12 protein-coding genes and 1 pseudogene are annotated in these 11,456 nt (G+C 73.2%); 7 read left to right on the forward strand and 6 right to left on the reverse strand.

Annotated features, from left to right (window positions below):
* Positions 1-250: 250 nt before the first annotated feature.
* Together JWR81_RS10060 and JWR81_RS10065 are read left to right on the forward strand one after the other, a co-directional pair.
* Positions 251-886 carry an HAD family phosphatase gene (locus tag JWR81_RS10060; RefSeq protein ID WP_297649773.1) on the forward strand — a complete coding sequence of 212 codons (636 nt, stop codon included), beginning with the start codon at positions 251-253 and terminating at the stop codon, positions 884-886.
* Positions 883-1,902: a ribose-phosphate pyrophosphokinase gene (locus JWR81_RS10065; protein WP_297649775.1), complete on the forward strand. Its 1,020-nt coding sequence runs from the start codon at positions 883-885 to the stop codon at positions 1,900-1,902. The genes JWR81_RS10060 and JWR81_RS10065 overlap by 4 nt, the downstream gene beginning before the upstream one ends.
* Positions 1,903-2,023: 121 nt before the next feature.
* Here JWR81_RS10065 and JWR81_RS10070 read toward each other — a convergent pair whose 3' ends face one another.
* Positions 2,024-2,248: a hypothetical protein gene (locus JWR81_RS10070; RefSeq protein WP_297649777.1), complete on the reverse strand. Its 225-nt coding sequence runs from the start codon at positions 2,246-2,248 to the stop codon at positions 2,024-2,026.
* A 78-nt stretch (positions 2,249-2,326) separates the two neighbouring features.
* On the opposite strand from JWR81_RS10070, the gene JWR81_RS10075 reads away from it, so the two are divergent.
* Together JWR81_RS10075 and JWR81_RS10080 are read left to right on the forward strand one after the other, a co-directional pair.
* Positions 2,327-3,085, forward strand: a complete 759-nt coding sequence (locus JWR81_RS10075; RefSeq protein WP_297649779.1) for an acyltransferase — start codon at positions 2,327-2,329, stop codon at positions 3,083-3,085.
* 86 nt (positions 3,086-3,171) lie between these two features.
* Complete coding sequence (locus JWR81_RS10080) at positions 3,172-3,330, forward strand: hypothetical protein (protein WP_297649781.1); 159 nt, start codon at positions 3,172-3,174, stop codon at positions 3,328-3,330.
* Between the two features lie 25 nt (positions 3,331-3,355).
* Here JWR81_RS10080 and JWR81_RS10085 read toward each other — a convergent pair whose 3' ends face one another.
* The gene (locus JWR81_RS10085) at positions 3,356-4,624 is read right to left on the reverse strand and encodes a glycosyltransferase family 4 protein (RefSeq protein WP_297649783.1); all 1,269 of its coding nucleotides are present in this window, start codon (positions 4,622-4,624) and stop codon (positions 3,356-3,358) included.
* 71 nt (positions 4,625-4,695) lie between these two features.
* Here JWR81_RS10085 and JWR81_RS10090 point away from each other — a divergent pair, with 71 nt between their 5' ends.
* Positions 4,696-5,451: a serine protease gene (locus JWR81_RS10090; RefSeq protein ID WP_297649785.1), complete on the forward strand. Its 756-nt coding sequence runs from the start codon at positions 4,696-4,698 to the stop codon at positions 5,449-5,451.
* 341 nt (positions 5,452-5,792) lie between these two features.
* A complete protein-coding gene (locus JWR81_RS10095) occupies positions 5,793-7,397 on the forward strand; it encodes an alpha/beta fold hydrolase (RefSeq protein WP_297649787.1) in 1,605 nt (534 codons plus the stop codon).
* Here the strand turns inward: JWR81_RS10095 and JWR81_RS10100 are convergent.
* The 4 genes from JWR81_RS10100 to JWR81_RS10115 all read right to left on the reverse strand — a co-directional run bounded on the left by JWR81_RS10100 (position 7,388) and on the right by JWR81_RS10115 (position 11,002).
* Positions 7,388-8,875, reverse strand: coding sequence for a glycoside hydrolase family 57 protein (locus JWR81_RS10100; RefSeq protein WP_297649789.1), 1,488 nt, complete (start codon positions 8,873-8,875; stop codon positions 7,388-7,390). The two genes, JWR81_RS10095 and JWR81_RS10100, sit on opposite strands and share 10 nt — an antisense overlap.
* 94 nt (positions 8,876-8,969) lie before the next feature.
* On the reverse strand, positions 8,970-9,722 hold the full coding sequence (locus tag JWR81_RS10105) for a bifunctional 2-polyprenyl-6-hydroxyphenol methylase/3-demethylubiquinol 3-O-methyltransferase UbiG (protein WP_297649791.1): 753 nt from the start codon (positions 9,720-9,722) through the stop codon (positions 8,970-8,972).
* A 30-nt stretch (positions 9,723-9,752) separates the two neighbouring features.
* Positions 9,753-10,046 (reverse strand): hypothetical protein, encoded by a 294-nt coding sequence (locus tag JWR81_RS10110; protein WP_297649793.1) that lies wholly within the window; start codon positions 10,044-10,046, stop codon positions 9,753-9,755.
* A 2-nt stretch (positions 10,047-10,048) separates the two neighbouring features.
* On the reverse strand, positions 10,049-11,002 hold the full coding sequence (locus tag JWR81_RS10115; RefSeq protein WP_297649795.1) for a DUF302 domain-containing protein: 954 nt from the start codon (positions 11,000-11,002) through the stop codon (positions 10,049-10,051).
* A gap of 327 nt (positions 11,003-11,329) precedes the next feature.
* On the opposite strand from JWR81_RS10115, the pseudogene JWR81_RS10120 reads away from it, so the two are divergent.
* Positions 11,330-11,456 (forward strand): annotated as a pseudogene (locus JWR81_RS10120) (electron transfer flavoprotein subunit beta); the annotation flags it as partial.

The following is an 11,456-nucleotide window of genomic DNA, read 5'->3' on the forward strand; positions in this document are numbered from 1 at the left end:
CCGAGGAGAACCAGCTCGTCCCGGTGTTCCGCAACGGCAAGCTGCTCAAGAAGTGGGACTTCACCGAGCTGATCGCCGCCAGCGAGCGCGAGGTGCCGGAGTACTACTACGCCGACCACATCGCGAATGTCCACCCGGCCGAGGACGAGGCGCTGGCCGCCTCCGTCTGAGCCCACCCGCGTCACCCGGGCGCGCCCACCCCCTCACGGCGCGCCCGGGTGCCGGCCCACGTCGCACCGGAGGTCCAACGTTGTCCAGGCTGCACGTCTTCGACATGGACGGGACCCTGTTGCTCGGGGCCGCGTCCGTGGAGCTGTCCCGCTTCCTCGGCACGTTCGAGGCGGCCGACGCGGTCGAGCAGGCCTGGTTGCGCGGCGAGATCAGCGACGTCGGGTTCTGGGAACGGGTGCTCCCGCTCTGGGCCGACGTCACCGACGAGCAGATCGACAAGGCCTTCGACGCCGCGCCCTGGATCGACGGGGTGGCGGAGGTGTTCGCCGACATCGCCGAGCGCGGCGAGCACATCATCGTCATCTCGCAGTCGCCGCTGTTCTTCGTGCGCCGGTTGCAGCGGTGGGGCGCGCACCGCGCGTTCGGTGCGGGTGTCGAGCCCGGCGGGCGGTCGGGCGAGGACCTGCTGCTGACCGCCCAGGACAAGGTGGACATCACCACGTCCGTGCTCGACGACCTCGGCCTCACCGAGGAGGAGTGCGTGGCCTACGGCGACTCGACGTCCGACGTGCTGCTGTTCCAGCGGCTGCCGCACTCCGTCGCCGTCAACGGCACGGCCCGGATCCGCGGGATCGCCGCTGCCGTCTACGACGGGCCCGACCTACGTGAGGCCTACGCCGCGGGCCGCGCTCTGCTGGACCGGACGCTGCGATGACCGCCACGACGGTCGCCTGCCCCACCAGCCTGCCGCTGCACTACGACAAGCGGCTGATGCTCTTCAGCGGCCGGGCCAACCCCGCGCTGGCCCGCGCCATCGGCGACCGTCTCGGTGTCGACCCCGGCCCCGTCACGCTCAAGACGTTCTCCAACGACGAGGTGTACTGCCGCTTCGAGGAGTCCATCCGCGGCGCGGACGTGTTCCTCGTGCAGCCCATGTGCGGCAACCCCGCCACGGACCTCAACGCCAACGACGCGCTGATGGAGCTGCTCGTCATGATCGACGCCGCGGTGGGCGCCAGCGCGCACCGCGTGATCGCCGTGACCCCCTGGTACGGCTACTCCCGCCAGGACAAGAAGAGCGCCCCCCGCGAGCCGATCTCGGCCCGACTGGTGGCGCGGATGCTGGAGTCGGCGGGCGTCGACCGAGTGCTGACGATGGACCTGCACGCCGGTCAGCTGCAGGGCTTCTTCCAGGTGCCCGTCGACCACATGACGGCGCTGATGATGCTCGCGCAGCACGTCAACGACCTGCCGGGACTCGGCGACGTCGTCGTCGTCGCCCCGGACGCGGGGCGGGTCAAGCTCAACAAGCAGTTCGCCGACCGGATCGGCGCCGATCTCGCGATCCTCGACAAGGAGCGCCCGCAGCAGCAGGTGGCGGAGATCGGCCACGTCATCGGCGACGTCCGGGGCAAGACCGCGATCATCGTGGACGACATCATCGACACCGCAGGCACGTTGCGCGCCGCGGGCGAGGCCGTCGTCGGGGCCGGTGCCACCCGGATCCTCGCCGCCGCCACCCACGCCGTCTTCAGCGGTCGCTGCTACGAGAACCTCGCGGCGTCGCCGTTCGAGCAGATCGTGGTCACCGACACGATCCCGCTGCGCCCCGGCGCCCCGGCCACCGTCACGGTCGTCTCCTGCGCCGACCTGCTCGCCGACTCCATCCGCCGGATCTTCACCGACGAGTCCGTCAGTGCGGTCTTCGGCGGCAAGAACCACGCCTTCTGAGACGGACCCCGCTGAGCGGGCCCCCGATGCATGCGCCACCGGAGCTGTGGCCGTCGACGATCTGCTCTCACGTCGCCACCGGCTGGGCCCGGACCGACGAGTGCCGGCTGACGCCTTCGCCTCACTCCGAACGGGCGGGCTCGTCGTCCTCGCCGGGGCCGTCCATGTCCCGGTCGGCGCGCTCGGCCGCGCCGCCCGTGCCACCGCTGTCGGTGTCGGTGGCGTCCTCCGCGGACGGCGGCGCCGCGCGGTAGGCGCGCTCGTCCTCGGCGGTGGCGCCGGTGGGGTTGTCGACGCGGCGGGAGACGACGCGGTCCATGTCCTCGGACGTGCTGTCGGTGGTCATCGAACCGGGTTACCCGGGGTGCGTGCGGGGCACACCCGCTCCGGTCCCCGGCCCGGCCGGGCGGCATCATCGTCTGTCATGACCAGCATGTGGGGGTCGCCGCTGCGCGCCCGGTGGGGACGGTCGGACCGGCGCGACCCGCGGCAGGCCCGCTTCCTCAGCCTCGCCTCGTTGCGCTGGGTGATCCGGAACCGCGCGTGGACGCCCTGGTACCTCGTCCGCTATGCGCGGCTGCTGCGGTTCCGGCTGGCCAACCCGCACGTCGTGCTGCGCGGCATGGTGTTCCTCGGCAAGCGTGTGGAGCTGCACGCGCGGCCGGGCTACGGGCGGCTGGAGATCGGACGCTGGGTGCACATCGGCGACGGCAACTCGCTGCGCTGCCACGAGGGCTCGCTGCGCATCGGCGACAAGGTGGTGTTCGGCAAGGACAACACCGTCAACTGCTACCTCGACATCGAGATCGGCGCGGCCAGCATCGTCGCCGACTGGGTGTACGTCACCGACTTCGACCACCGCACCGAGAACGTGCACATCCCGATCAAGGACCAGGGCATCGTCAAGACGCCGGTGCGGATCGGCCCCGACGTGTGGATCGGCACCAAGGTCTCGGTGCTGCGCGGCACCCGCGTCGGACGGGGTTCGGTGCTCGGCGCGCACGCCGTCGTGCGGGGGGACGTCCCGGAGTTCTCGATCGCCGTCGGGGCGCCCGCGCGGGTCGTGCGCAACCGCCTGGCCGACTACGAGGCCGCAGCCGAGCAGCGTGCCGCGTTGAACGACATCGCCCGCAAGACGGCCAAGGCAGTACAGGATCGACTGGAGCGCTCTGAATCGATGTGAGCTGGAACAAGCTGGGTAACGACGAGCGTCCTCCGGTCGTATGAACTGACGCAGGACCATGCGTACCGAGAGGAAGAATCCACACCATGAACGACGCCACCGTCCGCCGGCTCAACGCCCTCGACGAGGAGTACACCGCCGCCGTCAACGCGGCCATCGAGGAGGACCGTGAGGACCTCGTCCGCCAGCTCGTCGCCGACTACCCCGACGCGGCCGCGCAGATCATGATCAGCGACGCGGCCTGATCCCTCCTCGGCGCCCGACAGCGGATCAGCGCCCGAACACGTTCCCCGTCGGGATCTTCGGGCGACCCAGCTCCTGCGGCCCGCCCGCCCGGGCGCGGGCGTACACGCCGGCCGTCCCGGCGGCGATGTGCGCCCAGTCGAAGTCGACGCCCAGCCGGGCCCGGGCCGCACGAGCCCGCCTCGCCGCGGCCCTCGGGTCCGCGAGCACCGTCCCCACCGCGCGTGCCAGCGCCGCGACGTCCCCCGGTGGGAAAGCCACCCCCGTCTCCCCGTCCACCACCACCTCGCCGAGGCCGCCGGCCGTCGACGCCACGAGAGGTGCGCCTGCGGCGGCCGCCTCGAGCGCGACGATGCCGAACGGCTCGTAGCGGCTCGGCAGCACCACCGCGTCGGCCGCGGCCAGCAGGGCCGTGAGCTCGTCGTCGGGCAGGTGGCCGAGGAAGGCGACGCTGCGCAGCACCCGGTGGGTCCGTGCCGTCTCGACCAGCAGGTCCGCCGCCGTGCCCGAGCCCGCCACGAGCACCCGCGTGCCGGGGTGGGCGCGCCGGATCCGCGGCAGTGCCGCCACCAGGTCCTGCACGCCCTTCTCGTACTCCAGCCGGCCGAAGTACAGCAGCAGCGGCTCGCCGCGCGGGGCGTACCGCTTCCTGGCCGCCGCCACCCGCCGCGGCGCGGCCCGCCAGGCGCGGGGTGTGATCCCGTTGTGCAGCACCGCGATCGCCGCGGCGTCGACCTCGAAGAGCTCGGCCACCTCGTCGCGCATCGCGGTCGAGCAGGTGATCACGGCGTCGGCGCGGTTGACCAGCCACCACTCCGCCGAGTGCACCTGTCGGCTCAGCGGCGACGACAGCCAGCCGTTGTAGCGGCCCGCCTCCGTGGCGTGCACCGTCGCGACGAGCGGCACCCCGAGGACGTCGGCCAGGGCGATCGCCGGGTGCGCGACCAGCCAGTCGTGGGCGTGCACCACGTCGGGACGCCAGCCGGCCGGATCGGATCCGCACACCCGGACGAGCGCCGCGCGCAGCAGGGAGTGCCCCATCGCGAGCGTCCACGCCACCATGTCGCGCTCGAACTCGAGGTGGGTGGGGTCCTCGGCCACCGAGAGCACCCGCACGCCGTCGACCGTCCCGTCGAGGGTCGGGTGGGTGTCGGCGTCGGTGCCCGCGGGCCTGCGCGAGAGCACGACCACCTCGTGACCGGCCGCCACCAGCTGCGTCGCGAGGGCGTGGACGTGCCGTCCCAGCCCGCCGACGACGACGGGCGGGTACTCCCACGAGATCATCAGCACCCGCATCCCCGAGATCCTCCCAAACGCGCCCGTCGGAGTTACCCACGGGTAGACATTCGGTGGCTGATGATGTGCGGATGAGCAGGCGTGCCGGCATCGTGGCATCGATCGGCTGTCTCGCGGTGGTGACGGCCTGCGCGCCGGCCACGGGTGCCGTCCCCATCGCGGAACGCTCCGCAGCTCCGGCGACGCCGTCCCCGGCGCCCGCCCCACGCTGGACGGCGGCCGGCGCCCTCTTCGACGGTACGCCCGATGCGCTCGGCAACCACTTCTGCAGCGGTTCCGTCATCGACACCCCGGGCCAGGACACCGTGCTCACCGCGGCCCACTGCGTCGCCACCGGCGACGGCACCCCCGCTCGCACCGGCATGGAGTTCGTGCCCGGCTATGCCGACGGCCGCGCCCCTTTCGGGGTGTGGACGGTGACGGCCGCCGCCGTGGCACCCGCCTGGCTCGCCCACGGTGACCCGTCCGTCGACGTCGCTGTGCTCACTGTGCACCGTGCCGACGGCGTGCCCGTCGAGCGCCTGACCGGCGGCTTCCGCCTCACGGTCGACCCCGGGTCGGTCAACGCGGTCGAGGCGATCGGCTACCCGGACGACAGCGACGCACCGCTGGTCCGTGCCGGCACGACGACGCGGTTCTCGCCCACCCAGCTCGAGCTCGACGCCCCCGGCCTCTACGACGGCACCAGCGGCGGGCCGTGGGTGTGCGACGGCGACGAGGTCGTCGGCGTGACGGGAGGCTACGAGCAGGGCGGTCTCACCCCGGACGTCTCCTACGCGTCCTACCTCGACGCCGCCACGACGGCCCTCCTCCCGCCCCCAGGCTGACGCCCCCGACCCCGACCCCGCCGGCTCCGGACCTGCTCGGGTGCGCGCGTGGCGTGTGCCGGACCGGGTGTGCCCGGGGCGGGTGTGTGGTGTGGGTCCGCGGGCCGGACAGTGATCGGCGTTCCGGGACGCGGGACCGCGGCCTTTACGGCTGCGCGTCCCGAGCCGCTGATCATGCTGTGGGGTGTCGCACCCGCTCGATCCGGTGATCGGAGCGAGTACTGAGCGTCATCACCGACCCGGGGACCACTTGTCGACGGACCGTTGTCAGTGGGCTGTCCATGGCCGAGACTCACACGGCATTCACTCGTCCGGGCCGATGCCCACAGGGGGGACACCGCATGCGCAGGGTCGCTGTCGCGCTCACCACCGCTGCACTCCTGGCGATGGGAGTGATCACCGCCCCGCTCGCACAGGCCGCCCCACCGGGTCCCGCGGCCACCCCGGACTTCACGCCGGCGCCCGTGACCTGGGGCCCCTGCACCGACATCAGGCTGGCCGCGGCGAACGCGCAATGCGGTTTCGTCACCGTGCCGCTGGACTACGCGCAGCCGAAGGGTGCCGTCGTCCAGCTCGCCGTCTCGCGGGTGAAGCACACGGTGCCCACCGCGCAGTACCAGGGTGTCATGCTGGTCAACCCCGGCGGTCCGGGCGGTTCCGGGCTCGTGTTCTCCCTGCTGGCCGGGGCCGTCCCGAACGCCGCAGGCGCGTCCTACGACTGGATCGGCTTCGACCCGCGCGGCGTCGGTTCCAGCAAGCCTGCGCTGAGCTGCAGCGCGGGCTACGCCGGCTACGACCGGCCGTACTACATCCCGGACACGGCGAAGGACGAGGCGGCCTGGCTGAAGAAGTCGGCGGCCTACACCGCGACGTGCGCAGCCAAGGGCAAGGCCCTGCTGCAGCACCTCACCACGGTGGACTCCGCGAAGGACATGGACAGCATCCGCAGGGCGCTGGGTCAGAAGCAGATCAACTACTACGGCTTCTCCTACGGCACGTACCTCGGTTCGGTCTACGCCACGCTGTACCCCCAGAACGTGCGTCGCATGGTGCTCGACGGCAACGTCGACCCGCGCGGGATCTGGGAGCAGGACAACTACAACCAGGACGTCGCGTTCGAGAAGACGATCAGCGTGTTCTTCGGGTGGGTGGCCAAGTACGACTCGATCTACCACCTGGGCACCACCGAGGCCGCGGTCGAGAAGGTCTACTACGACCAGTACCGGAAGCTCCGCACGGCCCCGGCCGGCGGCAAGATCGGCTCGTCGGAGTGGAACGACATCTTCCTGCAGGCCGGCTACTACGTGTTCGGCTGGGAGAGCATCGCCACGGCGTTCTCCAACTGGGTCAACAAGGCCGACGCCACCGGCCTCGTCAACCTCTACGGCGCTCCGCCCTTCGACGACAACGGCTACGCGATCTACCTCGGCGTGGAGTGCACCGACGCGACGTGGTCGAGCTACCCGGAGTTCCGCAAGGAGAACGCCGAGCTCTACTCGGAGGCGCCGTTCGAGACCTGGCCCAACGGCTGGTTCAACGCGCCGTGCACGTTCTGGCCGGCGAAGGCGAGCGCCCCGGTGGAGATCGACGGCAGCAAGGCGCCCCCCCTGCTGCTGATCGACGAGACGCTCGACGCGGCCACGCCGTACTCGGGCAGCCTGGAGCTGCGCAAGCGGTTCCCGAAGTCCTCGCTGATCGAGGGCGTCGGGGGCACCACCCACGCGGGTTCGCTGTCCGGCGTCGCCTGCACGGACGGCACCGTCGCCTCCTACCTGGCCACGGGCGTCACACCCGAGCGGGTGGCCGGCAACCGCTCGGACAAGCAGTGCGCCCCGGTGCCGCAGCCGGTGCCGACCGCCCTGACCTCGGCCACCACGATGGCCCAGTCGGGTGCGGCGAAGTCGTCGGTGGCCCCGGGCGTCGCGATGCGGGTGGTTCAGGGGTAGTGGGCCAGGGCGCGGGCGTCCACCGTGCCGAACGGAGCGGCGGGCCACTGCGCGATGCGGTGGCCCGCCGCTGCACGTCTGCCGTGGGCCAGCAGCTCCGCGAGCTCCTCGACGTGACGGGCGTGCGTGTGCGCGCGGCCGCGGGCGTAGTCGGCGGCGGAGTCCTTGCTGACCATGAACGCCCAATCGCTCGACAGCGCCAGCAGCGCCTCCTGGGCCAGCGCGTCGCGCAGGGGGTCGCGCGCAGGTCCGGGCGCGACGGCCCCCACCAGGGTCTTCTGCACCCGTTCGCCAAGGGCGACGAGATCGGCCACCTGCTCGCCCGCCCACACCCGCCAGTCCTTGCCCGACCCCCACGACGACGGAGGCAGGTCCACCGGGTCGCCGACCAGGCCGGCGTCGACGGCGCCCCGCAGCGTGGTGACGCCTACCCCCGCCTCGGGGAGCGCGCGCAGCACCGCCTCCAGCCATGCCGGGCCCTCGTGCCACCAGTGCCCGAAGAGCTCCGTGTCGAACGCGGCGACGGTCAGTGCCGGACGTCCGTGCCGCTCACGCAGGTTCACCAGCCTTTCGCGGACGACCGACACGAAGTCGGCGGCGTCCCGCGCGACGGCGGCCGCGGCCCGCTCCGGCTCGTAGGGCCGCTTGTCCTCCGGCGCCACCGACCGTCCGGTCACGCGGGCCGGCTTGAGCCCGGAGGGATGGTCGAACGTGTGGAAGTCGCGGTAGTCGCGTCCGCCCGGGTAGCCGGAGCGCGGTGACCACACCCGGTAGGTGACATCGAGGTCGCGCCCGAACGCCATCACCCCGGAACTGCCGACGGGGCGCGCGAACGCCGTGTCGCCGCGCAGCGATGGGCCGTCGACGAGGAAGCGCCGCACGCCCGCCGCGGCGTAGCCGTCCTCCATGCCAGGCGCGTAGCCGCACTCGGGCGCCCAGATCCCCGCGGGCCGGCGTCCCAGCCGCAGCGCCCCGTCGGCGAGGCCCGTCTCCAGGGCGAACGCGCGCACCTCGGGCAGCAGCAGCGGTCCGAACGGGTGGGTGGCCGGGCCGCCGAGCACCTCCACCGCACGGGAGTCGGCGAGGCCGCGCAGCAGCGGTGAGGCGCCGTGGCGCCAGCGCGTCTCGAACTCGTGCAGGGCGGCGGTGGCGGCGCGGTGCTCGTGGGCGGCGAGGTCGGGCAGCCGCGGCGCGGCCTCGTGGGCGCGCAACAGCCAGCCGCCGAGCCAGTCGTGCATGCCGCGCAGGCAGTGCGGGTCGTCGAGCTGGGCGGCCAGCACGGGCGTGACGCCCAGCGTCAGCAGGTCGTGGCGGCCCTCGTCGGCGAGGCGCCGCACCACGTCGAGGACGGGCAGGTAGGAGTGCGCCCACGACTGGTAGAGCCACTCCTCGCCCACCGGCCAGCGCCCGTGGTGGGCGAGCCAGGGCAGGTGCGAGTGCAGGACGAGGCAGAACGTCCCGACCGGTTCACGGCTCATCGTGGACCCCGATCCGCGCGCCGTTTCGCGTCCTCGCACCCTCCACGGACGGTGCGAGGATGCGAAACAGCGCGCAGATCCGGGGCGGCCGTGCTCACGGGCGCCTCGCCAGCACGACGAGGTCGAGGCTCGCGTCCACGTCGTCGGCGCGGAGCTCGAAGTCCGCGCACGTCACCGACGCGACGCCGGCCAGCAGCCCCTCGGGCCAGACGCCGTCGCCCAGCACCACCGCGGTCTGGGCGTCGACGATCGAGCCGCCGTGGGCCGCGTCGAGGGCGCGCAGCCGCGGCCCGTGGTGCAGGCCCAGCACCTCGACCCCCGTGAAGCCCGCGTCGTGCACGAGCCCGGCCAGCTCCGCGCCGGACAGCTCGCGCGTGTGGAACGGGTTCAGCGGGGTGTCGCGGCCGGGGGAGAAGGTGATCCGGTTGGGCGTCGACAGCAGCAGCGCGCCGCCGGGCCGCAGCGCACGCCGGCACTCGCGCAGGAACCGCTCCTGCTCCCAGAGGTGCTCGATCACCTGCAGCGACACGACCGCGTCGGACGCCCCGCTGCGCACGGGCAGCGCCACGAGGTTGGTGCGCGCCACGTCGACGCGGGGGTAGCGGCGGGCGACGTGCCCGGCGGTGAGCGCGTCGTAGTCCAGCCCGATCACGCGGCGCGCCGTGCGGGCGAGCAGGTCGGCGCCGTAGCCCTCGCCGCAGCCCGCCTCCAGCACCACCGCGTCGCGGCAGCGCGGGGCCAGCTCCTCGTAGACCACCTCGTGACGGCGGAACCAGTAGTTCTCCTCCGCGATGCCGGGCACCGTGCGCTCACCGGTGAGGGGCAGGACGTCCGGGTCGGATCTCACCCGCAGACGGTGTCAGATGCGCGCGTGTACCTAGGCGTGGGGCTCCCCGGTGACGGTCAGCACGCCGCCGACCGTGTAGCGCAGCCAGGCGAGGACCGTGGGGTCGTCGAGGGCGAGGGGCACCTCGGGGCCCGACCAGCTCATCAGCGCCACCGGCCGGTGGGCCAGCGCGTCGCGCAGGGAGCACGCCAGCTCCGGCGTGGCCAGCACCGTGACGCCGTCGTGGGTGACGGGTGTGGCGCCCGGCGCGGGATCGGCGGTGTCCGCGCCCGTGCTCAGCACGTAGCCGCAGCCGGTGCGGTCGTCGTAGCCCGTGACCACCATCGCTACGCCGCCGATCCGGCCGCGAGCGCGGCCAGCCGCGCCGCGTCGTTCGCGAGCCGGACGACGTTGGGGTCGGCCACCGGCAGCCCGTGCCGGGCCGCGAGCAGCTTCACGTCGGGGTAGCCGATCTGGGTGACGCCCTTGGCGTCGTCCCACACGACGAAGCGCATCGGCATCTCCAGTCCGAACGAGGGGGCCGCGGCGATCAGTGGCGCCTCGGCCTCGGGGGTGCTCACGAGCACCTCGGTGGTGGCCCGCAGGGCCGGGCCCGGGTTCTCCGACCCGGCGGCCAGGTCGATCGTGGCGACGACGGTGCTCGGGGTGCCGACGTTGTCGCGCAGCTGCGCGACGGTGGAGCCGACCGACGAGGTGCCCGCCGTCGTCAGCAGGAACCCGGTGGGAGTGACCCCGACCAGCGGGGCCGCCATCGGTGGGGTGCGGACGCCGGCACCCATGGCGGCCACGGTGGCGATCTCCGAGGCCAGCGCCCGGGTGGCGGGGGCAGCTCCGACACCGGCCACGGCGGCGACGTAGTCGGCCCCGTCGTAGGTGACGGTCGCCACCCCGTTCGCGCCCTGCCGGATGAGGTAGCGCTCCGGCAGCACGGCGCCCGCGCTCTGGTCGCCGCGCAGCAGCGGCAGCTGGGCTGCGGGCGAGCCCCCGATGACGACGGTGTTGGCGGGGATCGTCACGCCGGCGGCCTTGGCGTCGGCAGCGTGGTCCACCACCTGGGAGACCGTGCCGCCGGCCTTCGCGATGGCGTCCTGGATGCGCGTGACGGTCTCGGTGAAGCTCGAGCTGCCGGTGACCAGCACGGTGCCGGCCGGCTGCCCGGGGCGCGCGGGAGGCGCGAGGTCGTAGACCGAGTCGCCGGTGCCGCACGCGGTGGCGCCCACCACCAGCGCCGCGGCGGCGAGGGCGCCCATCGTCCGGGGCGCTCGTCGGCCGGGTTCCACGCACGGACCCTATCGGCGGACCCGGACCGGCCCGGAACCGCCGGGGTGGACCGGGCCTCGGCGGTCTCGCCCGGTCCGCACGCCGCCGCTCCTGCCGTAGGGTCCGTGACGGTGAGGCGGCTCACGCCCGCTCACGTTTGCCCTGTGCTTACCCGCCGGTAACATTCGGTCGAGTGCCTCCCCGGCGCGCCCACGTGCGACGACGGTGGCAGAGTCGACCGAGACAGCAGTGACAGACAGATACGACAGCATCACTAGCGGCGTCGCGCGCCCCCGGGCCCCCGCCCGGCACCGGGCGCCGCACCGGCAGGAGGTCGAAGAGGTCCGATGAACATCGTCGTGCTGGTCAAGCAGGTGCCCGACACCTACTCCGAGCGCAAGCTGAAGTCGTCCGACGGTTCGCTGGACCGGGACGCCACCGACGCGGTGCTGGACGAGATCAACGAGCGTGCGG

It is taken from the genome of Pseudonocardia sp. (assembly GCF_025965585.1).
In the GTDB taxonomy this organism is placed as follows: Bacteria; Actinomycetota; Actinomycetes; order Mycobacteriales; family Pseudonocardiaceae; genus Pseudonocardia.